This window comes from Pasteurella sp. P03HT (assembly GCF_054052285.1).
Window position 1 is genome coordinate 348,938 of record NZ_JBSIUM010000001.1, and the last position, 23,653, is coordinate 372,590.

A 23,653-nucleotide genomic window follows, 5' to 3' on the forward strand; every position below is an offset into this window, starting at 1 on the left:
ACTAACACTTAAAGGAGTTTTTATATATATGAAAGTTAAAATTATAGATAAAAAACTATGGAATTCTTATACCAATATAGTTTCAATTTTAAGTATGTTAGCAGGCACATATTTATATTTTTGGGAAATCCCACAAGACGGAAAGACACATATTGGAATTATTTTTTTATTTTTATTATTTACTATCTTCATATATAAGTTATATAAAGCAAATTCTTTAGAGAAGATATCTTTAGAAATAGATGGAACAACAGTTGAAATTAAAAAAGGCAATTTATTTGAAGAGGATGATAATTCTTTGATTGCAATCAGCTTTAATGAGCACTTTGATACCTTAGTGGATAATGTGTTAATTGCAAAAAGAACAATCAATGGACAGTTTATAGAAAAGAATATAAAAAATGTTAATACTTTTGATAGTTTTCTAGATAATGAGCTAAAAAATGAGAGATATCAATTAGATAAAACAAGAAAAGTGGGAAAAGATAAGAAATACGATTTGGGTACAACGATTATTTATAATGATAAGTATTTGCTAACAGCATTTTCAAAATTCGATAAAGATAACCGTGCAGTTTTAACAATTGACGAATATATTACATTCTTAATGAATTTTTGGAAAAAAGTTGACAAGCTTTATGCTTTAAGAACAGTAGTCATACCAATTTTTGGCTCAGGAATAACAAGAATTGAAGAAAACAATCCAATCTCTGATGAAGATCTACTTCGTATTATTCTTTGGACATTTAAATTAAGTCCTATGAGATTTAACCATAAAAAATCAAAATTAGTTATTGTCATTCATGAAAATAACATGAACGATATAAACTTGTTTAATATAAAAGGGATAAAAAATGGCATATAGAAATGGAACTTATGTCGCTTTTGATGGGCAAGATACGACAACTCCATATGAGAGTGATATACAGTATTTCAATCTGCTTAAAGCTTGGAAAAGTCACTCTAATGATTTTAAGTTTAGTGACAGTCATAAAAAAACATATTCTGTTAAGGATTCAAGTCAGAAAGATACGTTGAAGAGAAGACTAAGAGAACGTTTAAATGAATCGAAAAATTTCATATTAATTTTATCAAATGATACTAGAAATGATCGAGAAATGCTTAACTATGAAATTGACATAGCTATAGAATTAGGTTTACCTATTATTGTTTGCTATACAGACTTTGAGAAAATACAGGCTCCACAAAAATTGTCAGCATATTGGCCTAATTCTTTAGCAAATGCAATTTGTGCAGGAAAAGTAAAATGTATACATATTCCATTTAAAAAATTACCAATTTTAGATGCAATATCTCAGTTCTCTATTCATTCAAAAAACACCTTAACCCCATTATCTTATTATAGTGATAATGCATATAAAGAATTCGGAATTAGTTAATATGCCCAAACTAACCATCATCAACACCCGTTGCGCTAACCTTTCTTCAGTCAAATTTGCTTTTGATCGTTTGGGTTATCACGCAGAAATTACTGATAATATCGAGCAAATCCGCTCTGCTGATAAATTGATTCTACCTGGTGTCGGCACTGCTAAAGCAGCGATGCAAAATCTAGCAGATTTGGGCTTAATTGAAGTTATTCACAACTTAACTCAGCCTGTTTTGGGAATTTGTTTAGGTATGCAATTAATGACCGAATATTCCGAAGAGGGCAATTTGGACTTGTTAAAACTGATGTCAGGCAGAACAGAAAAATTGCCTGATTGTCAGTTGCCGTTACCTCATATGGGCTGGAATAAAGTGCATTATGTTGCTGATCACCCGTTATTTGCAGGCATTGAGCAAGATAGCTATTTCTATTTTGTGCATAGTTATGGCGTGTTGCCGAATTCGCATACCGTTGCCACTTGCGATTACGGTGTGCCTTTTTCTGCAGTCATTCAGCATAACAATTTTTATGGCGCACAATTCCACCCTGAGCGTTCAGGTAAAGCAGGGGCGTTATTTTTGCGTAACTTTGTGGAGAATTGTTAATGCGATCTGAAATTTTGATGATTAAAGTCGGTGGTGTAGAAACCCTAACTTTTTCAGATGGTTCTACATTAGAAACGGCTATCCGCAAAAGACCTGTGCCTATGGTGAAAGTTCATCAACTTGGCGCTGAAGGCAATGAGGTGGGTTTAACCGCACATCATGGCGGCGTGGATAAAGCTCTGTTTTTTATGTCAGATGAATCTTTCCAGAAATTAACCGCACTAATTAACAAGGAGTTTGATTACCAAGGTATTGCAATCTATGGTGAAAATTTCGTTGTATCTGGGTGGAATGAAGAGAATGTTTGCGTGGGTGATCGCTATCAAATTGGTACTGCAATTGTGGAGGTTTCTCAACCGCGTAAACCTTGCGATCGTTTATCGAAAAACACAGGCAATAAAGATACTCACCATGTAGTAAGACATTCAGGATTATCTGGTTGGTATGTTCGAGTTTTGCAAGAAGGTGAAATTAAAACTCTGGATTTAGTACAACGCATCCAATGCCCCTACCCAAATTTAACCATTAAACATTTAAATAAATTACTTTCTGGCTCTGAGAAAGAGTTAACGAGAGAGGAGTTGGAGCTTGCAATCAATTGTGATGCTTTAGCAGAAGCATTTAAGCGTAGTTTGCGAAATCAATTACAACGAGTTGAGAAAGCGTCTAAGTCGTGATTTGTGAAAACACTTTTAAGAATAAACACAGGAAACACAATGAAAACATCACAAATTATCCCCGCACTTGATCTGATTGACGGTCAGGTGGTGCGTCTGTATCAAGGTGATTACGGGCAGAAAACCCTTTATTCCGATAATCCGATAGCCCAATTCCAAACCTATGTTGAGCAAGGGGCAAAGCAATTACATTTGGTAGATCTCACCGGTGCAAAAGATCCGAATAAACGTCAAACACAACTGATTGGTGAGATTATCAAGGCGGTGAATTGCCCGCTTCAAGTAGGTGGTGGTATCCGCACCGAACAAGATGTCGCCGATTTATTAGCTGTTGGTGCGAACCGCGTCGTCATTGGATCAACTGCGGTCAAACAACCGGAAATGGTCAAACAATGGTTTAAAAAATACGGTGCCGAAAAATTCGTGTTGGCGTTAGATGTGAATATTAATGCTCAAGGTGAAAAACAGATTGCCGTAAGCGGTTGGCAAGAAAATAGCGGTGTTTCGTTAGAAGCCCTAATTGCGGATTTTAGCGAAGTGGGCTTGCAACACGTGTTATGTACTGATATTTCCAAAGACGGGACTTTGCAAGGTTCAAATGTGGCACTTTATCAAGAAATCTGCGCACAATTCCCAAACATTCAATTCCAATCATCAGGAGGAATTGGCTCTCTAGCAGATGTTGAAGCATTAAAAGGCACTGGCGTGGCTGGTGTGATTGTTGGTCGTGCATTATTAGAAAGCAAATTTAATGTGCAGGAGGCGATCGCATGTTGGCAAAACGCATAATTCCTTGCTTAGACGTGCGTGATGGACAAGTAGTGAAAGGTGTCCAGTTCCGCAACCACGAAATTATTGGCGATATTGTGCCACTTGCTCAACGCTATGCTGAAGAAGGTGCAGATGAGCTAGTTTTCTACGATATTACCGCCTCTTCGGACGGTAGAACCATTGATAAAAGCTGGGTGGAGCGTGTGGCACAAGTGATTGATATTCCATTTTGCGTGGCAGGTGGGATTAAAAGTGTCGAAGATGCGGAAAAACTGTTTGCCTTTGGTGCAGATAAAATTTCCATAAATTCACCCGCACTTGCCGATCCTGATTTAATCAACCGCTTAGCCGATCGCTTTGGCGTGCAAGCCATCGTGGTAGGCATCGACAGCTGGTTTGAAAAAGAAACGGGCAAATATTGGGTCAATCAATATACAGGCGATGAAAGTCGCACTCGCCAAACCAATTGGCAATTACTCGACTGGGTGAAAGAAGTACAACAACGTGGCGCAGGTGAAATCGTATTAAATATGATGAACCAAGACGGCGTCCGCCAAGGCTACGACATCGCCCAATTAAAATTAGTGCGCGAAGTTTGCCACATTCCCCTAATCGCTTCAGGCGGCGCAGGCGAAATGATGCATTTCCGAGATGCATTTATCGAAGCCAATGTTGATGGCGCACTCGCAGCCAGCGTGTTCCATAAACGCATTATTGATATTGGGGAATTGAAGTCATATTTAAGACAAGAGAATATTGAGGTGAGAGCGTCATGTTAAATAGAGAACAAATCAACTGGCAAAAAGTCGATAATTTACTGCCTGTCATTATCCAAAATGCAACCACTTGTGAAGTGTTAATGTTGGGTTATATGAACCAAGAGGCGCTAGAAAAAACACTCGCGGAAAAACGAGTAACCTTTTTTTCGCGTACTAAAAACCGTTTATGGACAAAAGGTGAAACCTCTGGGCATTTTTTAAATGTGGTGGATATGAGCCTAGATTGTGATAACGATACATTGCTGATTTTGGTCAATCCAATCGGGGAAACTTGCCACACAGGCGCAGAAAGTTGTTTTTATCAATTTGACAATGCAACCCAACCTGATTGGATTTTCTTTAGTAAGTTAGAACGTTTGATTGCGGAGCGTAAAGGTGCTGATCCAGCAAGTTCTTACACCGCTCAACTCTATGCAAAAGGCACAAAACGTATTGCGCAGAAAGTAGGCGAAGAAGGCGTGGAAACAGCGCTTGCGGCAACGGTTAAAGATCGTAATGAAACCATTTGTGAAGCGGCAGATTTGGCTTATCACTTGACGGTATTACTACAAGATGCCGATTTAAATTGGGCAGATGTGATTGGTAAACTCAAAGAACGTCATTCAAAATAATCACAAAATTCACCGCACTTTATCGCAAATAAGCGAAAAATGCGGTGATTTTTTCAAAAGTTTACGCGTTCCTCACTTTATTTCCCTATAGGATATTGACTTCTTTTATGCTATTTTAGAGCCCAAATTTTCTTATTTAATTAGGTCGATTATTATGGAAAAAATCATTATTGATGAAAACCAATTTCTCCGTACCATTTCCCGTATCTCACACGAAATCATTGAAAAACATCAAAACTTAGACAATGTCGTCATCGTCGGCATTAAACGACGCGGTGCTGAAATTGCGGAACTTATAAAGAAAAAAATCGCAGATTTAGCCAAAGTTGACTTACCTTCTATTGATTTGGATATTACTTTTTATCGTGATGATCTTGAATATGCCGAACCCCATTCCCAAACGCCAACCTACAGCGGCGCCTCAAATTTCATCAGTATTCAAAATAAAGAAGTCATTTTGGTTGATGATGTGCTTTACACGGGTAGAACTATCCGTGCTGCATTAGATGCCTTGGTTGATTTCGGCCGTGCCGCCAAAATTGAGTTAGTTATCTTTGTTGATCGTGGTCATCGTGAATTGCCTATTCGAGCCGATTATGTGGGTAAAAATGTTCCTACCAGCCGTAATGAAGCTGTACAAGTCCGTACCATGAAATTTGATCATTGCTATGAAGTTGCATTGTTGTCACCGACTAAATAAAGTTTGTGAACCTTTTATAAAATTGATACTCTAATCACTGTCATCTTTAACTTATTTAAAATAATGGAATAACGCATGAAAACCATTCACATCAAATCTATTTTTGTCGCTGTCATCGGATTGTTTGCTATTTCAACAACACAAGCCGCTGAGCGTGTGGTAGCTACCGTAAATGGTGTTCCCGTTTTAGAAAGCCAAGTTAAAAAACATCTCGGTAAAAAAGGCGATCACAGAGCAGCAGTAGATAAAGTGATTGACGACATTCTTGTGCAACAAGCTATCGAGAACGCGGGAATTAAAGTGAATTATGCTCAAGTAGACCAAATTATCGAAGGCATTGCTGCTCAAAACGGTCTTACTTTTGGTCAATTATTAGATGCCTTGGATTATCAAGGTATTAGCTATAACGCGTATCGTCAACAAATTGCAAATCAAATGGTGATGGGCGAAGTACGCAACCAAGCGATCGGGCAAAGCATTGACGTGAAAAGAGAACAGGTAGAAGCGTTAAGCCAACAACTTTTGCAACAGGCTAAAGCAAAAGGGACAGAGAAAAAAGTCTCTGGTAAACAATACGAAGTGCGTCATATCTTATTGAAATTAAATCCATTATTAAATGATGCACAAGCTAAAGCACAATTGACACAAATTCGTGCTGATATTTTAGCGGGTAAAACCAGTTTTGCAGATGCGGCCTTACAGTATTCAAAAGACTACCTTTCTGGTGCAAATGGTGGAAGTTTAGGATTTGCTTTTCCTGAAACTTACGTGGGTCCGTTCCAAAAAGCCGTACTCCAAACTAAAACAGGAACCATTTCCGCCCCATTTAAAACTGAATTTGGTTGGCATATTTTAGAAGTAACCTCCGTGCGTGACAGTGACCGCACAATTGATGCATATCGCCAAAAAGCGTATGAGCAATTGGTCAATGAACAAGTAAAAGATGTAGAAAGAGATTGGGTCAAAGCGCTACGTAAACACGCCGAGATTCGTTACTTAAAATAACGCCTGAATTAATTGAGAAATCCCAGCACATTCGCTGGGATTTTGCTTTATAATAGATCACAATTTTGCTAATCGTGATCACTCTACACAATTGAGAAAATATGAATTCAAAAAAACATTTAGGACATACCGCCCGTAAGCGTTTTGGGCAAAACTTTTTACATGATGATAATGTCATTCAAAGTATTGTTACGGCAATTTATCCCCAAAAAGATCAATTTTTAGTTGAGATCGGCCCAGGTTTAGGGGCATTAACTGAGCCTGTGGGGGATTTAGTCGATCACTTAACTGTAGTGGAATTAGACCGCGACTTAGCAGAGCGTTTACGCCACCACCCTTTTTTACATCACAAAATTACGGTGATTGAAACGGATGCAATGCAGTTTGATTTTGGTCAGTTGTATCAAGACGCTAAACTTGCTGAAAAAAATCAAAAAATGCGTGTGTTTGGTAACTTACCTTACAACATTTCTACACCGTTGATGTTCCACTTATTTAAGTATCACGATTGCATTCAAGATATGCACTTTATGTTACAAAAAGAAGTAGTAAAACGTTTATGTGCAGGTCCAAATAGCAAAGCTTACGGTCGTTTGACGATCATGGCGCAATATTTCTGTCAGGTCATGCCTGTGCTTGAAGTGCCACCAACCGCATTTAAACCTGCGCCGAAAGTGGATTCAGCAGTGGTGCGTTTAGTACCACACAAAGCATTGCCGCACCCCGTAAAAGATTTATATTGGTTAAATCGCGTATGTAGTCAAGCGTTTAATCAACGCCGTAAAACATTACGAAATGCGTTATCCACCTTATTCAGCGCAGAACAACTGACTGAATTAGGCATTGATTTAACCGCGCGTGCAGAAAACTTATCGATTGCGGATTATGCTCGCTTAGCCAACTGGTTAGCAGACAATCCACCAGCCGATGTCAACAAAGACGACGTGATTGAAAATTTAGACGATTAATGGAATAAGTGCGGTGCAAAATGGCGACATATTTGGTGGGTGATTTACAAGGATGCTACGACGAATTACAGCTTTTACTCGAAAAAGTACAGTTTGATCCGATAAAGGATCAGCTTTATTTAGTCGGTGATTTAGTGGCTCGTGGAGATAAATCTCTCGAGTGCTTACGCTTTGTCAAATCCCTTGGTCAATCCGCCAAAACGGTGTTGGGTAATCACGATTTGCACTTAATTTCCACCGCACTTGGTATTAAACGTGTGAAACCACGCGATCGTGTGGATGCCATTTTCAATGCCCCTGATTTTGACGAATTAATTGACTGGTTACGTCATCAGCCGTTGCTCGTTCACAATGAACAGCACAATTTTGTGATGGTCCACGCAGGTATTTCACCTGATTGGGATCTGGTGACCGCTAAGCAATGTGCCAACGAAGTGGAAGACGTGTTACGCGACGGAGATTATCGCTATTTGATCGAAAATATGTACCAAAATCATCCTGATCGTTGGGACGACAATCTGCAAGGCTTAGATCGCCTACGTTACAGCATTAACGTATTCACGCGAATGCGTTTTTGTTATTGGGATCATCGTTTGGATTTCGATTGCAAACAACCGCCAGACTCTGCACCAGAAGCACTCACCCCTTGGTTTAATTTAGATAACCCACTCTATCAAAACACGCCGATTGTGTTTGGACACTGGGCAAGTCTCGTTGACACACCAACGCCTGCTAATATCTATGCCTTAGATACGGGCTGTGTATGGAATAATCGTATGACAATGCTGCGTTGGGAAGATAAGCACTATTTCACACAACCTGCGCTAAAAAATTACACTGATTTTTAATTAACCAGTTTCTTTTCTGTTCATTTTAAGGTAGTCTGTGCAACATTCATTGCTGATAAAAAAAGCAAATGAAGACGAGATGCATATAACATGTTATGTTTATTTATCTATACAGGACAATTCCATGAAAAAACTTTTTGCAACCCTGCTTGCTACCTGCTCAACTGTTGCTCTTGCAACTTCTGTTCAACAAAATTATCACACAGATATCCATACTTACGAACTCACCAAGTCCTTTAATTTGGCTGTACCAAAAGGTTCCGCGGGGGAAACAAACTTATGGGTCCCTCTGCCATTCAACAATGAATACCAAGAAGTGAAATCAGTGAAATTTGAAGGCAATTACAAATCTGCCTATATCACTGAAAATAACCAATATGGTGCAAAAACCTTATTTGCAAATTGGGATGAAAATGCAGATAAACGCAATTTAAAAATCCAATTAGTGATTCAAACTAAAGATCGCGAACCTATGCTGCAAGGTGCGCTAAAAGATTATAAAGTGCCACATAAAATTCAATATTCTGTTGATGTTTTGGAATATTTAAAACCAACAACACACATCAAAACTGACGGCATTGTAAAAGAATATGCAGACAAAATCGTGGGTAACGAAACTAATCCACTGAAAAAAGCCGAATTAATCCACCAATGGATCGTCAACAACATGGAACGCGATAACTCAGTATTAGGCTGCGGTGATGGCGATGTAGAAAAAATCCTAACCACAGGTGTCCTAAAAGGAAAATGTACTGATATCAACTCAGTGTTTGTTGCTTTAGCGCGTGCCTCAAACATTCCTGCGCGTGAAATTTTTGGCTTACGCTTAGGTCAAGCGGTAAAAATGGGCAAATACTCCAAAGGCGCGTTTGGCAGTGCTGATGAGAATAAATTGGCGAAAGTGAGTGGTGGACAACATTGTCGGGCTGAATTTTATTTAGCTGGCTTTGGCTGGGTACCCGTCGATCCTGCCGATGTGACTAAAATGCGCTTAGCCGAGAAAAAAGCAGTGAATGCCCCTGATACGCAAGCCGTATCTCGCTATTTATTTGGCAACTGGGAAATGAACTGGGTGGGCTACAATCACGCGCGTGATTTCGAGCTTTATCCATTGCCAGAAATTGCACCATTGAATAACTTTGGTTATCCGTATGCTGAAATTGGCGGCGATCCGTTAAATTCTTTTGATCCGAAAGAGTTCAGCTATGAATTCAGTTCAAAAGAACTATAACAAGAGCTTTATTGCGACTTGTGTGACTGCAGTGATTGCTGCGGTCACCTCAACGTTATGTTGCATTGCGCCTTTGGTCTATTTGGCTTTTGGCGTCTCTTCAACGTGGCTCGTCAGTTTGCACGAATACGATTATTTACGCATTCCCATGCTCGTGGTTTCATTAGTCGCATTTGGTTATGGTTTTTGGTTGCTCACGTTTTCCAAAAAAATCATCTGCACAAAATATCTGTCACGTAAAAGCCTGATTATCTTGTATGCAATAGTGTTCGCGACCATGTTATTTTTCTTACTTTATCCAACACTATTGCCTTATTTCCTAGAATAAAAGGTGTGTTATGAAAAAAATTCTCTGTGCATTTTTCTTGTTTTTCTCTTTGTTTAATATCAGCTACGCTACAGCGCCGAGCGTGAATGCAGACGAAAAGCAGGTGTCTATTCATATTAAAGAAATGACTTGTCAGCTTTGTGTTTATCTCGTGAATAAAGAATTACGTAATATTGATGGAGTCGTATCCACAAAAGCCAGTTTTAAAGATCGTGTAGTGAACATTGTGGCGAAACAATCTGTGGACAATCAGCAATTTGTCGAAGCGATTCGTAAACTCAAATACACGCCTGAAATTCTGTCATTACAACCTTAAAAATCAAACAGTGAGTACCGCACGTTTCTAATTAAGCGGAAAGTGCGGTTAAAACGCAAAAAATCCTTTCACTTTAGTGTCAATTTTCCCCATTTTACGCTATCCTATATCACATTTTCTTAAGTAAATTCGTCCCGCAAAGTGCGGTTAAGAGCAAAGGTAACATTATGCAAGAACAATACCGTCCCGATTTAATTGAACCAGAAGTTCAACAATACTGGGCTAAAAATAAAACATTTAAAGCCATCAAAGATACTAATAAACCCAAATATTACTGTCTCTCAATGTTCCCTTACCCATCAGGTCGTCTGCATATGGGTCACGTGCGTAACTACACCATTGGTGATGTAGTTTCACGCTATCAACGTATGAACGGGAAAAACGTATTACAACCAATGGGTTGGGACGCATTCGGTTTGCCAGCTGAAGGTGCTGCAATCAAAAACAAAACGGCACCTGCAAAATGGACTTACGAAAATATCGATTATATGAAAAACCAACTCAAAATCTTGGGCTTTGGTTTTGACTGGGATCGTGAAGTCACTACGTGTAAACCTGAATACTACAAATGGGAACAATGGTTCTTCACTGAGTTATACAAAAAAGGTTTAGTGTACAAAAAAACCTCTACGGTGAACTGGTGTCCAAACGATGAAACTGTATTGGCGAACGAACAAGTTCACGAAGGTTGCTGTTGGCGTTGTGATACCCCTGTGGAACAAAAAGACATTCCACAATGGTTTATCAAAATCACTGATTATGCAGAGCAATTATTAGGTGACTTAGACAACCTTCCATTATGGCCAGATCAAGTAAAAACAATGCAACGTAACTGGATCGGTCGTTCAGAAGGGGTTGAAATCACATTCAAATTAGACAATTCTGAAGATAGCTTAACCGTTTATACCACACGCCCTGATACTTTCTTTGGTGTGTCTTATGTTGCTGTTGCAGCAGCGCACCCTTTAGCAGAAAAAGCGGCGGAAAATAACCCAGAATTAGCGCAATTCATTCAAGAATGTAAAAACACCAAAGTGGCAGAAGCTGAACTGGCTACGATGGAAAAGAAAGGGATGGCAACGGGTCTATATGTTGTTCACCCAATCACACAAGCCAAAATCCCCGTTTGGGTCGCAAACTTTGTATTAATGCATTATGGTACTGGTGCGGTCATGGCCGTACCTGGTCATGATGAACGCGATCATGAATTTGCGTTGAAATATGATTTACCGATTAAACAAGTCATTCAACCATTAGATAATTCAGCCTGGGATTTTCATAAAGCCGCCTTCACAGAACATGGTAAATTAGTGAACTCAGCTGAATTTGATGGGTTAGACTTTGATAATGCGTTTAACGCGATCGCCGATAAACTCGCACAAATGGGCGTAGGTAAAAAACAAACCAACTACCGCTTACGTGACTGGGGTGTGTCTCGTCAACGTTACTGGGGTGCGCCAATTCCAATGCTGACTTTAGAAAACGGCGATGTAGTGCCAGCACCATTACAAGATTTACCAATTGTATTGCCTGAAGATGTGGTAATGGATGGCGTGAAAAGCCCAATCAAAGCGGATCCAGAATGGGCAAAAACCACTTACAACGGTCAGGCTGCATTAAAAGAAACAGATACTTTTGATACCTTTATGGAATCATCTTGGTACTACGCACGCTACACGTCACCTACATTTGCAGAAGCAATGTTAGACAAAGAAGAAGCGAATTACTGGTTACCAGTGGATCAATATATCGGTGGTATTGAACACGCGACAATGCACTTATTGTATTTCCGTTTCTTCCATAAATTATTGCGTGATGCAGGTTTCGTAACAAGCGATGAGCCAACAGAGAAACTCTTGTGTCAAGGGATGGTATTAGCAGATGCGTTCTATTACACTTCACCAACGAATGAGCGTATTTGGGTATCGCCAACGGAAGTCACGCTTGAGCGTGATGAAAAAGGTCGTATCTTAAAAGCCTTTGATAAAGAAGGTCGTGAATTGGTTCACTCTGGTATGACTAAAATGTCAAAATCCAAAAATAACGGTATTGACCCACAAGAAATGGTGGAAAAATATGGTGCGGATACGGTACGTTTATTTATGATGTTTGCTTCACCAGCAGAAATGACTCTTGAATGGCAAGAATCTGGTGTAGAAGGGGCAAAACGCTTCTTAGGTCGCTTATGGAATTTAGTATTTGAATACAACAAAAATCCAGCGGAAACTGCAGTAGAACCGACCGCACTTTCAGCGAGCCAAAAAGCATTACGTCGTGATGTACACAAAACTATCGCGAAAGTGAGCGATGATATTGGTCGTCGTCAAACATTCAACACTGCAATCGCTGCCATTATGGAGTTAATGAACAAATTAACTCGTGCGCCATTAACAGAAGCACAAGATCGTGCGATTATGGCAGAAGCGTTAAGTGCCGTTGTACGTATGCTTTACCCAATCACACCACACATTTGTTTCCAATTATGGAAAGAATTAGGCAATGCCGAAGCGATCGACTTCGCACCTTGGGTGGAAGCAGATGCAGCGGCAATGGTTGATGATGAAAAATTAGTTGTGGTACAAGTAAACGGTAAAGTACGTGCTAAAGTGACTGTGCCTGCAGATATGTCTGAAGAAGATATCAAGCAAGTAGCATTAGCTGATAGCAACGTAAGTAAACACTTAGATGGTTTGAACATTGTGAAAACCATCTATGTACCAGGTAAATTATTGAGCTTTGTTGCAAAATAATGTCTATTTATCTTAACTTTCCCTCTTTCTATAAGAGGGAAAGTTAAGAGGGAAACTAAGGATTGAACTATGTTAACACAACTTAAACGCTTGCTACTCATTAGCAGCATTAGCTTCTTGACCGCCTGTGGCTTCCAATTTCAAAATGGTGGTTTAATTCCAAAAGAATTGCGTACATTAACATTAGAAAGTAGCGATCCTTATAGTGAAATGACGATTGTTTTAAGAAAACAGCTGCAATTAAATAACATTACACTGGTCAACGCGAAAGCACAGGTTCCAGTACTGCGTTTAAATAAAATTAGTACTCATGACCAAGTAGCATCAATTTTTAAACATGGACGTGAAGCAGAAAAAGTCCAGCTTTTAGAAGTTGAAGCGGTCGTAAAACTACCGAATAAAGCGCCATTCCCAATTTCCGCTAAAGTCAACCGCACTTTCTTTGATAACTCACGTGCAGCCTTAGCAAAATCCGCGGAAAAAGAGGTGATTTGGCATGATATGCGAGAGCAAGCAGCACGCCAACTCATCACCAAAATGGTTGCGCTGCAACACCAAGTTCAAAAATAAAAATGAACCGTATTTTTACTGAACAGCTCAATGCTTCGCTCACCAATAGGCTCGCTAGAGCCTATTATTTAGTGGGTCAAGATCCATTATTATTAAATGAAAGCCAAGATCTGATCAGTCAAGCTGCGCTAAGCCAAGGATTTGATGAAAAAAACATCATTCAAATTGATACCAATACTAATTGGAATGATATCTTTGAACGGTGTCAGTCCATGGGGCTATTTTTTACAAAACAAATTCTGTTTCTCAATTTACCTGAAAATCTTACCGCACCTCTCCAACAAGATTTACAAGAATTAGTCAGCTTACTCAATGAAGATGTGCTACTGGTATTACAATTCCCGAAACTGACAAAAATGACAGAAAAGCAAAAATGGTTTATCGCGCTGAATCACTACGAACCACACGCCATTTTAGTGAATTGTCAAACACCAAATCTTGAACAACTTCCACGTTGGATCTATAACCGAGCCACAACAATGGGGCTTAACATTGAAGAACAAGCGGTACAATTGCTCTGTTATAACCATGAAAATAATTTATTGGCACTCAAACAAAGCCTACAATTACTGGCTTTACTCTACCCTGACAATAAATTAACTTATCAACGTGTACAGACAACTGTTGAACAAGCTTCTGTCTTTACTCCTTTTCAATGGGTAGATGCTTTATTAGAAGGAAAAACAAAACGTGCACTACGTATTTTGGAAGGATTAAAAGGCGAAGACATCCAACCCATTATTCTTCTACGTACATTACAGCGCGAGCTTATGACATTATTAGAACTCGCTAAACCGACACATCGCATCGCGATTGAAGCACACTTACCAACTCAACAACTTCGTGAAAAATTCGACCATTTAAAAGTGTGGCAAACCCGCCGTCCGCTTTTTACACAAGCATTCCAACGTTTAACCTATAAACAACTTTACCTCATTTTCCAGCAGCTCGCCGAGTTAGAACGTTTAGCAAAGCAGGATTTCAGTGCAGATCTTTGGGAAAAAATCGCCGAATTAAGTATCACAATTTGTCTCCCACCTCCCTCATCAATTGATGTACAGTGCTAATGTGCATAACTTTTCTTTATCGTGACTTTTCTTTATCGTGACTTTGCTTCATTCAATTTGGTCAAAATTTCAAAAAACAGTATATTTAACTATACCCAAATAGTATAATAAATCGCCTTTGGCAAATTTTTATCTATAACATAAAATCATTTATTAAGGATTCATTTATGAAAAAATTATTCGCAGTAATCACTTTATCTGGTATCGCTATGACTGCATCTGCAGCAGATTTATCACCAGCTTGTGAAAAATATTTCACAGAATATGAAGGATATCTTAAAAATGTTCCAGCAGAACAAGCTGCTATGATCAAACAACAATATGATGCAGCGAAACAACAATTTGCTGCGATGCCAAAACAAATGCAAGAGCAAAGTTGTAACCAAGCAACCGAACAGCTTAAACAAATGAAAGCTGCAATGGGTCAAAAATAATCCAATACAGTAAATAATAAACCCTGCAATCGCAGGGTTTATGTCTTTCTATTGGGATGAGTGGAATCAAATCGGTGAGTTATTCCACTGTACTTTCAGCAAGCAAACGTTGAATAAGTTTCGCATTCGCAGGTGGAAATTGCCCCGCATCCAATTCGCTTTGTGCAACCCAAAAACCTTCTTGTCCTTCACGTCCAAAAGGCTCACCAAACCATTCATCCACTAAATAAAAATAAAAGGAAATACGTTTCGTGGGGTATTCAAATTGAAAACGCTCATACAAGGCTGCATGCAAAATATGAATCCCTATTTCCTCTTCTAATTCACGTTTTAATGCTTGCTCAGGTGTTTCACCTGCATCGACTTTCCCCCCAGGAAATTCTAAAGCCTGTGCAAAGTCTTGACCTTCTAAACGTTGTGTTAAATAAATTTGACCAAACTCGTTACGAATAATCCCTGCGGCAACTTGAACTAAAGGTTTTGTCATACATTACATCCTAATCATAAAAAGTGCGGCATGATTTTCAACAAAATTGTGAAAAACACCGCACTTTTCAACTCAACTGATATACAAAAGCAAATTAATATTTTGCTTTGCTGCCATGGCAATGCTTATATTTTTTGCCCGAACCACAAGGACAAAGTTCGTTGCGCCCAACACGACGTTCGTTCGAAAGATCTTCATGCTGTTCATCACTATCGCCGCTATAATGCATCGCTGCATTTTCACGGCGAGCCGTTTCTTGACGTATACGCTCTGCCTGCTCGACTTCTTCTTGTGTGCGTACTTGAACGCGGCTTAGTGTAGTCACCACACTTAATTTCAAAGCATCAAGCATATCGGTAAACATTTGGAAACACTCTTTTTTATACTCTTGCTTTGGATCTTTCTGTGCATAGCCACGTAAATGAATACCACGACGTAAATGATCCATAGCAGACAAGTGTTCCTTCCACAGCTCGTCCAATGTTTGTAGCATCACGCCTTTCTCAAAATGACGCATTGTTTGTTCACCCACAATCGCTTCTTTTTGCTTATATTCGGCAACTGCCGTTTCTAGCACGCGCTGACGTAATGCATCCTCATCAAAATGGTTATCCTCTTCTAACCATTTAGCTAAAGGTAAATCTAACGCAAAATCTTGTTTTAAGCGTTGTTCCAACCCCGGCACATCCCACATTTCTTCTAATGATTGTGGCGGAATATATTGATCGATCACTTGATTAAAGACATCTTCACGAATAACGTCAATCGTATCCGAAATATTTTCATTATCGAGTAATGTGTTGCGTTGTGCATAAATCGCATGACGTTGGTCATTGGCTACATCATCAAATTCTAATAAATTTTTACGCCCATCAAAGTTATGCGCTTCAACTTTTGCTTGTGCAGAAGCGATCACTTTCGTGAGCATTTTAGACTCCATCGCTTCGCCTGCTGTACTGAATGCTTTACGCATTAAGTTTAATTTACCCTCATTCAAGTAAATACGCATCAACGCATCATCTAAAGATAAATAAAAACGAGAAGAACCAGGGTCCCCCTGACGACCAGAACGACCACGTAACTGATTATCAATACGACGAGATTCATGACGCTCAGTCCCAATAATGTGTAATCCACCCGCGGCTTTCACAATATCATGGCGTGCTTGCCAAGCAGAATGAATCGCATCAATTTGTTCTTGAGTAGGATTATCTAACTTCGCGACTTCTGCCTTCCAGTTACCACCTAACACAATATCCGTACCACGTCCCGCCATATTCGTGGCGATCGTTACCGCGCCCGGATAACCCGCATTTGCTACAATTTCTGCCTCTTGTGCGTGGAATTTTGCATTCAATACATTGTGTTTAATCCCCGCTTTTTTCAACGCGTTAGATAATAATTCTGATTTTTCAATCGATATTGTTCCTACTAAAACAGGTTGGTTACGTGCAACACAATCTTTGATATCATCAATAATCGCATTAAACTTATATTCTTCATTTTCGAACATAATATCCGTACGATCATCGCGAATCATTGGACGATTAGTCGGTACCACTATTGTTTCCAAACCATAAATCTGTTGGAATTCAAAAGCTTCAGTATCTGCAGTACCTGTCATACCCGCTAATTTTTCATATAAACGGAAATAGTTTTGGTAAGTAATCGAAGCAACAGTTTGGTTTTCACTCTGAATGCGTACGCCTTCTTTTGCCTCAATCGCTTGGTGTAAACCATCAGACCAACGACGACCTGCCATCGTACGTCCCGTATGCTCATCAACAATCACAATCTCACCGTCTTTCACGATGTAATCCACATCTCGCTCAAACAAGGTGTGCGCACGTAATGCCGCATAAACATGATGTAATAGTGAAATTTTAGAAGGGGAATAAAGCGATTCTTGCTCCGTCATCAAGCCCTGTGCCGTTAGCCAATTTTCTACTTTCTCTTGTCCACGTTCTGTTAAGTACGCTTGTTTGGTTTTTAAATCTAACGTGAAATCCCCTTCTCCTTGGTATTCTTCGCTGTCTTCTTTATCTTGTTTGACTAAATTTGGAATCAGTTTATTTACGGTCATATACAATTCTGAACTGTCTTCCGCTTGTCCAGAAATAATCAATGGCGTACGCGCTTCATCAATTAAAATTGAGTCAACCTCGTCCACTAAAGCATAGTGTAAATAACGTTGAAAACGCTCTTCTGCGCTGTGTGCTAAATTATCACGTAAATAATCAAAACCTAATTCACTGTTCGTTGCATAGGTCACGTCAGCGGCATACGCTTCACGCTTTTGTTCAGGTGATAAACCTGGTACATTCACCCCCACCGTCATGCCTAAAAACTCAAAGAGTGGGCGGTTTGTTTCAGCGTCACGACGGGCAAGGTAATCATTCACGGTCACAACATGCACACCTTTCCCTGTCAACGCATTAAGATAACAAGGTAAAGTTGCCGTGAGCGTTTTCCCTTCCCCCGTACGCATCTCCGCAATACAACGGTTAGTTAACACCATACCGCCTAATAATTGCACATCGAAATGACGCATACCTAAAACACGTTTACTCGCTTCACGCACTGTAGCAAAGGCCTCAGGTAAAAGCTGTTCTAATGTCTCGCCTTGTGCTAAACGCGCTTTAAACTCTGCCGTTTTTGCCTTTAATGCTTCATCATTTAACGCTTCAAATTCAGGTTCTAACTTATTAATCTTAATAACAATTTTATTTAAACGACGTAAAATACGATCGTTACGGCTACCAAAAATTTTTGTGAGAATACTTCTAAACATAATCTTTTTCTTCTAGTTCAATATAAATCAATAAAATTATCAGCCGTTTAACAAAAAACAGCCCGTGTCATCATATTAGGAAGAAAAAGTCGGACCCGCACGAATTAGAGGGAGGGAATACGCAAAAATAACCAGAACGTGCGGTTCATTTTTTAACAGATGCTGAGAATCTTGAGAGGTAACAACAGCCTTTCTTTGTTGTAACTGAACTTGTTGTACTATTGTGACAGAACGCGTATTCTGATGCTGGATGAGTTGGGTATTTTGATAATTTTCATTTGTGACATTCGTTTGATTCAGTAAACTCTGTGCCTGCGGTAAAGCTAAAATTGCAATCATACTTAAAAGCAATTGCGACCAAAAATTATGCTTACCTTTTGTTAAAATCATCATGATACCTGCTTGCCAAAAATCTTTCGTATTGTAGCGGAAATTCGCTACAATGTCATAAAGATTGAGGTAAAAAGTGAGAAAACAAGCCGATGAGATATGAAAAACCTGTAAAGGTCACTGAACTACTAGAAAATTCAAATTTAGCTAAAATTATGAAAAAAGGGTTGTTTCTCAATGAATTAAACTTACATTTACAACAACACTTCCCAAAACACTATCAAGGCTTATATCACGTTGCCAATTTAGAACAAGAAACGTTGTACATAGAAGTTGCAAATGCAATGGTGCGACAAGCATTAATGTTTCAGCAAAACCATTTATTAGCGATGGTTAACGTCAATTATCCTGAAGTAAAAACACTCAAATTCACAATCAATCCTAACCTATCTTCAACTAAGTAAACACAGACTAAGAAGACTTATGTGTATGTGTTCAAACAATAGGATTCTATTTCACTATCGTCTGAAAAACAGCAATTAATTCTGCGACTTTGACACGTCGTTCTGATTGATGACTGATTGAACGTTGAACTTTTATCGCTTTCAATTTAGCCGCATGGTAGATTTCACGTGTAAATTTTGTATCATGATTTGAAATCACGACTGGGATATGACGTTCCGTTGCGGTTTTATGTGCAAGCTCTGCAAGCTGTTTTTGATGTTGAAAAGAAAATTCATTACCCGCATAGTTGGTAAAATTACTTTCTTGGATAAGAGGTGCATAAGGCGGATCACAATAGATCACAGATTTATCATCCGCTAAAGAAAATGTATGTTGAAAATCTGCACAAATAAACTCCGCTTTCTGCGCTTTTTCAGCAAAATAACGCAATTCAGTTTCTGGGAAATAATGTCTTTTATAAGCACCAAAAGGCACGTTAAATTCATTTTTTGAGTTATAACGACATAATCCATTAAAACAAAAGCGATTTAAGTACAAAAAGAGCACTGCACGTTCAAAAGTGTCTCGTGAGGCGTTAAATTTGGCTCTTTGTGCATAATAATATGCGCTCGTGTTTGCATCAGGGTGAAAAAAGACAACTTTACATGATGCAATATAACGTTCAACATCTGTTTTAACCAAATTAAACAAATTGATCAAATCAGGATTAATATCTGCCAAGATGTAGCGTTCAAAATTAGTATTTAAGAATACTGCACCCGCACCAACAAAAGGTTCAATTAAGCATTTATTTTTTTTGGGCAAAACTTTATTAATTTCATCCGCTAAACGATATTTTCCCCCCGCCCATTTTAAAAATGGACGGTATTTTAATGTTGGTAATGAAGTGTTTTTTTTGAAGCCTAAGCGTTTTGCTTTAACAGGCTGTTTTCGGCAAGGCGGCATGCGTTTAATCGACCTGTGAACAGCAACGAATCGCATCTAATACAAGTGCATGATCAATATCTGTTGCTACATAAGCTTGCCCCAGCGCTTTCAATAAAACAAGACGTAATTTACCTGCTAATACTTTCTTATCACGCATCATATGTGGTAAATAATCTTCAGCTTGCATCGTATCTGGAGAGACCGTAGGTAAATTTGCACGAGCGAGTAATTTCTCAAGACGGGCAACATCTTCATGCGCCAAATGACCTAACTTTTCTGATAATACAGCCGCCATCATCATGCCTGCGGCTACTGCTTCGCCATGTAACCAGTTCCCATAGCCCAAATGAGTCTCAATAGCATGACCAAATGTATGACCTAAATTAAGTAAGGCACGATCACCTTTTTCAGTTTCATCACGTGCTACAACCTCTGCTTTTATTTGGCAACAACGAGCAATACAGTATTGCAAATATTCTTGTTCAAGCGCAACTAAACGATCAATGTGCTGTTCTAACCATGAGAAAAATGTCGCATCCAAAATAGCGCCATATTTAATTACTTCCGCCAAACCTGCATTGACTTCACGTTTCGGTAAACGTTGTAGTGTCAAGGTATCCACAATCACAGTACAAGGTTGATAAAATGCCCCAATCATGTTTTTACCTAATTCATGATTAACGGCCGTTTTTCCTCCCACAGAAGAATCTACCTGCGCAAGTAAAGTTGTCGGGATTTGGATAAATCGAACACCACGTTGATAACTTGACGCAGCATAACCCGCGACATCACCAATCACCCCACCCCCTAAAGCGATGATTGTCGTATCACGTCCGTGGTTGGCTTTCAAAAGTGCCGTAAAAATAAGATTAAGTGAATCAAGTGTTTTATATTGCTCACCATCAGGCAAGAGGACATGTTCAACGTGACATCCTTTTTTTTCTAAAGTGTGGGTCACGTCAGTAAGATAATACTGTGCGATAGTTGGGTTAGTCACGATCATGACTTTATCACCCGCATTTAACGGATAACAACGCTCATCAGACAATAAACCCGCCCCAATGTAAATTGGATAACGGCGTTCTTTTAACTCAACATTCACACTTAACATCTTATGCCCTATTTTGCTCACTTAACCGTTAAGATTATCGATTAGATCCATGATTTGTGTTGCCATCACTTTTGCACTTTGTTCATCTGTTGGCAACGTAATATCAGCAATTTCTTCATATAAAGGATTACGAATTTTAGCTAAATCCTCCAACACTTGACGAGGATCATCGACTTCTTGTAATAACGGGCGCTTTTTATCACGTTGTGTACGTTGGTATTGTTTTTCAACGGTCGTTTCTAAATAAATGACAATACCTCGTGCGGATAAATGATTACGATTTTCTTTTGATAATACGGCTCCACCGCCAGTAGAAAGTACAATACCTTGTCTTTGCGTTAATTCATTAATGATACGTTCTTCGCGTTTGCGAAAACCCGCTTCGCCTTCAACGTCAAATATCCAGCTGATATCTGCGCCAGCACGTTGTTCGATTTCACCATCTGAATCGACGAAATCCATATTTAATAATTGTGCAAGTTGTCGACCAATCGTGCTTTTGCCTGCGCCCATTGGTCCGATTAAGAAAATATTACGCTTTTCTGCCATCTCTAATTTTTCTTCTTTTTCATTAAAACATTGATAATTATGATCTTTTACAAAATAGAGAGGCGACCTAAATTGGTCGCAGAAAGATCACCCAAAAAATAATTGAGATTATCGCAATAAATCACCCTCTTTTTCAACCTTAATGGGTGATTTATTTGTTTGATTCACTCGCTTCATACGAAAGTGTAATTTATTCGCGATTATAAGTGTTTCCCCTCTTTTCCCTTGTGATCAGGTTCAATATTTACGATTGCTTCTCTTAAAATGTGGGGGGTGACAAAAATCACTAATTCTCGTTTTTGATGGCGTTCACTTTCTTTACTAAACAAATGTTTTAGTACTGGTATATCACCAAGCACAGGAACTTTATCTACGCCTTTAGTTATCGTATCATGAAACACGCCACCTAAAACGATTGTTTCACCATCTTTAGCAAAAACTTGTGTATTAATTTCTTGTTTGTCAATGGAGACAATTTCACCTTTCTCATAGGCAACGCGAGGTCCTAATGCATTCTGGCTGACGACTAAATCCAACAAGATCGTATTATCTTTTGATATTTGCGGCGTAACATCCAGTCCTAATACGGCTTCTCGAAACTCAACAGATTGCGTATTATGTTTACCTGAAGTTAACACATACGGGATTTCTGTACCTTGCTTAATACTGGCACTTTTTTTATTTGTCGTCAGTAAACGAGGACTCGCAATAATTTCAACATTATTTTCTCGTTCCAAAGCCGTTAACTCTAAATCAAGTAATCGTCCATTAATTTTAGCCAGTTGCAAGGCAATTGAACCAGCTGGGGTAGTATTAGTCGCGAAATTCACATTCAATTGATCACTGAGAGTATGAAATCCCTGCCCTTCTAAACTTCCTGCAACACGGTGTGCGTGCTCTACAGGATTAAACATCCCCCAGCGTACACCAAGCTCTTTTAAACTTTCATCTGTCATCGTCACAATACGTGCCTCAATGACAATTTGCTCAACAGGTTTATCCATTTCTGCAACTAACTTCTTAATATTACGCAATGAAGTCATATTGTCTTGAATCAATAACACATTACTACGTGCATCAACGCTGATACTGCCCTGTGCAGATAATAAGGTACCACTTCCTGAAGTTAAGGACTTCATCACTTCTTCTGCTTTGGCATAGTGCAATTTAATTGGTTCTGCCACAATCTGAGCAGCATATAAGGGAGATGTTTTTTCTATGGGGCTCATGCTCGAACGGAGAGACTTGCTCAAATAATATAACTCGCCTTCTTTTTGTAACGTAAGCTGTTTAATTTTAGCAACTGAATGTAAAAATTTTTCAAATGTCGTATTGTCTAATTTCATTGACAAGGCGCCATCAAGCTCATCATCTACAACTAAGTTTTTATCCTGTTGTAAAGCAAGTTGTTGCAATGTTTCAACCAAAGGTGCCTGCATTAAACGAATCGAGAATCTAGACGTGCTGTCGTGCGCCTCAACAACAAAAGCAACACTTAACCCAAATAAACCACACTTAATCCAATGTTTCATAAATCCCATACTGTCCTTATAATTTAATGAATAATATTGCTTGGTCAGTACAATATTGCTTATTTTTCCAATAAGATAGCGTCACCCCTTTGGGCTCTATTTTTATTATTTGCATCTTGTCTTTACTGAACCATTGATTGACAAACATCGAATGCAGTTGTTTATCTGGATTGATAAAAAGGGCTTGCCATTCCTCGTTCTGCTGTAACACCCCCACTAATTTCAGCTCATGCATAGGATTGTCTGCAAAAAAGGGAGATAACGCTTCCTCACAGGAAGACGAAACGACAAGCTCCCGCTTTTGATTAGAAATCGCTGTCTCCTGCCGTGTTGTTTTATCAAAGGGATCAGCGTAGAGGTGACATGGCACGATGAGGAATAAAAGTGCGGTAAGTTTTTTCATTTTTATTT

Annotated in this window: 27 protein-coding genes; 19 read left to right on the forward strand and 8 right to left on the reverse strand. The window is 39.0% G+C overall.

Annotation, left to right across the window (positions count from 1 at the left end):
- Window positions 1-28: 28 nt before the first annotated feature.
- From ACWIT3_RS01680 to ACWIT3_RS01765, 18 genes are all read left to right on the forward strand, one after another.
- Window positions 29-865: a macro domain-containing protein gene (locus tag ACWIT3_RS01680; RefSeq protein WP_457161094.1), complete on the forward strand. Its 837-nt coding sequence runs from the start codon at window positions 29-31 to the stop codon at window positions 863-865.
- Window positions 855-1,400 (forward strand): TIR domain-containing protein, encoded by a 546-nt coding sequence (locus ACWIT3_RS01685; RefSeq protein ID WP_457161095.1) that lies wholly within the window; start codon window positions 855-857, stop codon window positions 1,398-1,400. The genes ACWIT3_RS01680 and ACWIT3_RS01685 overlap by 11 nt, the downstream gene beginning before the upstream one ends.
- Before the next feature lies 1 nt (window position 1,401).
- Window positions 1,402-1,995 (forward strand): imidazole glycerol phosphate synthase subunit HisH, encoded by a 594-nt coding sequence (gene hisH / locus ACWIT3_RS01690; RefSeq protein ID WP_457161096.1) that lies wholly within the window; start codon window positions 1,402-1,404, stop codon window positions 1,993-1,995.
- A complete protein-coding gene (locus ACWIT3_RS01695; protein ID WP_457161097.1) occupies window positions 1,995-2,672 on the forward strand; it encodes an MOSC domain-containing protein in 678 nt (225 codons plus the stop codon). Before hisH ends, ACWIT3_RS01695 begins: the two co-directional genes overlap by 1 nt.
- A 39-nt stretch (window positions 2,673-2,711) precedes the next feature.
- Window positions 2,712-3,461 (forward strand): 1-(5-phosphoribosyl)-5-[(5-phosphoribosylamino)methylideneamino]imidazole-4-carboxamide isomerase, encoded by a 750-nt coding sequence (gene hisA / locus ACWIT3_RS01700; protein ID WP_457161098.1) that lies wholly within the window; start codon window positions 2,712-2,714, stop codon window positions 3,459-3,461.
- Complete coding sequence (gene hisF, locus ACWIT3_RS01705; protein WP_457161099.1) at window positions 3,443-4,222, forward strand: imidazole glycerol phosphate synthase subunit HisF; 780 nt, start codon at window positions 3,443-3,445, stop codon at window positions 4,220-4,222. The genes hisA and hisF overlap by 19 nt, the downstream gene beginning before the upstream one ends.
- Window positions 4,216-4,833 (forward strand): bifunctional phosphoribosyl-AMP cyclohydrolase/phosphoribosyl-ATP diphosphatase HisIE, encoded by a 618-nt coding sequence (gene hisIE, locus ACWIT3_RS01710; RefSeq protein ID WP_457161100.1) that lies wholly within the window; start codon window positions 4,216-4,218, stop codon window positions 4,831-4,833. The genes hisF and hisIE overlap by 7 nt, the downstream gene beginning before the upstream one ends.
- 154 nt (window positions 4,834-4,987) lie before the next feature.
- Entirely contained in the window at window positions 4,988-5,533 is a 546-nt protein-coding gene (pyrR, locus tag ACWIT3_RS01715) for a bifunctional pyr operon transcriptional regulator/uracil phosphoribosyltransferase PyrR (protein ID WP_457161101.1), read from the forward strand.
- A 75-nt stretch (window positions 5,534-5,608) separates the two neighbouring features.
- Entirely contained in the window at window positions 5,609-6,538 is a 930-nt protein-coding gene (locus tag ACWIT3_RS01720) for a peptidylprolyl isomerase (protein ID WP_457161102.1), read from the forward strand.
- A 101-nt stretch (window positions 6,539-6,639) separates the two neighbouring features.
- The gene (gene rsmA, locus ACWIT3_RS01725) at window positions 6,640-7,506 is read left to right on the forward strand and encodes a 16S rRNA (adenine(1518)-N(6)/adenine(1519)-N(6))-dimethyltransferase RsmA (RefSeq protein ID WP_457161103.1); all 867 of its coding nucleotides are present in this window, start codon (window positions 6,640-6,642) and stop codon (window positions 7,504-7,506) included.
- A 20-nt stretch (window positions 7,507-7,526) separates the two neighbouring features.
- Window positions 7,527-8,354, forward strand: a complete 828-nt coding sequence (gene apaH / locus ACWIT3_RS01730; RefSeq protein ID WP_457161104.1) for a bis(5'-nucleosyl)-tetraphosphatase (symmetrical) ApaH — start codon at window positions 7,527-7,529, stop codon at window positions 8,352-8,354.
- A 124-nt stretch (window positions 8,355-8,478) separates the two neighbouring features.
- Window positions 8,479-9,585 (forward strand): transglutaminase-like domain-containing protein, encoded by a 1,107-nt coding sequence (locus ACWIT3_RS01735; protein ID WP_457161105.1) that lies wholly within the window; start codon window positions 8,479-8,481, stop codon window positions 9,583-9,585.
- Window positions 9,560-9,913, forward strand: a complete 354-nt coding sequence (locus ACWIT3_RS01740; protein ID WP_457161106.1) for a hypothetical protein — start codon at window positions 9,560-9,562, stop codon at window positions 9,911-9,913. The genes ACWIT3_RS01735 and ACWIT3_RS01740 overlap by 26 nt, the downstream gene beginning before the upstream one ends.
- A gap of 10 nt (window positions 9,914-9,923) precedes the next feature.
- Window positions 9,924-10,229, forward strand: coding sequence for a heavy-metal-associated domain-containing protein (locus tag ACWIT3_RS01745; RefSeq protein ID WP_457161107.1), 306 nt, complete (start codon window positions 9,924-9,926; stop codon window positions 10,227-10,229).
- Between the two features lie 167 nt (window positions 10,230-10,396).
- Complete coding sequence (leuS, locus tag ACWIT3_RS01750; RefSeq protein ID WP_457161108.1) at window positions 10,397-12,979, forward strand: leucine--tRNA ligase; 2,583 nt, start codon at window positions 10,397-10,399, stop codon at window positions 12,977-12,979.
- Window positions 12,980-13,048: 69 nt separating this feature from the next.
- Window positions 13,049-13,549, forward strand: a complete 501-nt coding sequence (locus ACWIT3_RS01755) for an LPS-assembly lipoprotein LptE (protein WP_457161109.1) — start codon at window positions 13,049-13,051, stop codon at window positions 13,547-13,549.
- A 2-nt stretch (window positions 13,550-13,551) separates the two neighbouring features.
- Window positions 13,552-14,616: a DNA polymerase III subunit delta gene (gene holA, locus ACWIT3_RS01760; RefSeq protein WP_457161110.1), complete on the forward strand. Its 1,065-nt coding sequence runs from the start codon at window positions 13,552-13,554 to the stop codon at window positions 14,614-14,616.
- Between the two features lie 167 nt (window positions 14,617-14,783).
- Window positions 14,784-15,050 (forward strand): DUF5339 domain-containing protein, encoded by a 267-nt coding sequence (locus tag ACWIT3_RS01765; protein WP_046339599.1) that lies wholly within the window; start codon window positions 14,784-14,786, stop codon window positions 15,048-15,050.
- Between the two features lie 79 nt (window positions 15,051-15,129).
- Here ACWIT3_RS01765 and mutT read toward each other — a convergent pair whose 3' ends face one another.
- The 3 genes from mutT to secM form a co-directional block, all read right to left on the reverse strand.
- Window positions 15,130-15,537: an 8-oxo-dGTP diphosphatase MutT gene (mutT, locus tag ACWIT3_RS01770; RefSeq protein ID WP_457161111.1), complete on the reverse strand. Its 408-nt coding sequence runs from the start codon at window positions 15,535-15,537 to the stop codon at window positions 15,130-15,132.
- Window positions 15,538-15,631: 94 nt separating this feature from the next.
- On the reverse strand, window positions 15,632-18,328 hold the full coding sequence (gene secA, locus ACWIT3_RS01775; RefSeq protein WP_457161112.1) for a preprotein translocase subunit SecA: 2,697 nt from the start codon (window positions 18,326-18,328) through the stop codon (window positions 15,632-15,634).
- Window positions 18,329-18,403: 75 nt separating this feature from the next.
- A complete protein-coding gene (secM, locus tag ACWIT3_RS01780) occupies window positions 18,404-18,721 on the reverse strand; it encodes a secA translation cis-regulator SecM (RefSeq protein ID WP_457161113.1) in 318 nt (105 codons plus the stop codon).
- A gap of 89 nt (window positions 18,722-18,810) precedes the next feature.
- On the opposite strand from secM, the gene ACWIT3_RS01785 reads away from it, so the two are divergent.
- The gene (locus ACWIT3_RS01785) at window positions 18,811-19,122 is read left to right on the forward strand and encodes a DciA family protein (protein ID WP_457161114.1); all 312 of its coding nucleotides are present in this window, start codon (window positions 18,811-18,813) and stop codon (window positions 19,120-19,122) included.
- Between the two features lie 46 nt (window positions 19,123-19,168).
- Here the strand turns inward: ACWIT3_RS01785 and ACWIT3_RS01790 are convergent, their stop codons facing one another.
- From ACWIT3_RS01790 to ACWIT3_RS01810, 5 genes are all read right to left on the reverse strand, one after another.
- Window positions 19,169-20,068, reverse strand: a complete 900-nt coding sequence (locus tag ACWIT3_RS01790) for a Dam family site-specific DNA-(adenine-N6)-methyltransferase (protein WP_457161192.1) — start codon at window positions 20,066-20,068, stop codon at window positions 19,169-19,171.
- Window positions 20,069-20,072: 4 nt separating this feature from the next.
- A complete protein-coding gene (gene aroB, locus ACWIT3_RS01795) occupies window positions 20,073-21,161 on the reverse strand; it encodes a 3-dehydroquinate synthase (protein ID WP_457161115.1) in 1,089 nt (362 codons plus the stop codon).
- 21 nt (window positions 21,162-21,182) lie between these two features.
- Complete coding sequence (gene aroK / locus ACWIT3_RS01800) at window positions 21,183-21,710, reverse strand: shikimate kinase AroK (protein ID WP_046339606.1); 528 nt, start codon at window positions 21,708-21,710, stop codon at window positions 21,183-21,185.
- A gap of 200 nt (window positions 21,711-21,910) precedes the next feature.
- Window positions 21,911-23,251 carry a type IV pilus secretin PilQ gene (locus ACWIT3_RS01805; RefSeq protein WP_457161116.1) on the reverse strand — a complete coding sequence of 447 codons (1,341 nt, stop codon included), beginning with the start codon at window positions 23,249-23,251 and terminating at the stop codon, window positions 21,911-21,913.
- 7 nt (window positions 23,252-23,258) lie between these two features.
- Complete coding sequence (locus ACWIT3_RS01810) at window positions 23,259-23,645, reverse strand: pilus assembly protein PilP (RefSeq protein ID WP_457161117.1); 387 nt, start codon at window positions 23,643-23,645, stop codon at window positions 23,259-23,261.
- Window positions 23,646-23,653 lie beyond the last annotated feature (8 nt).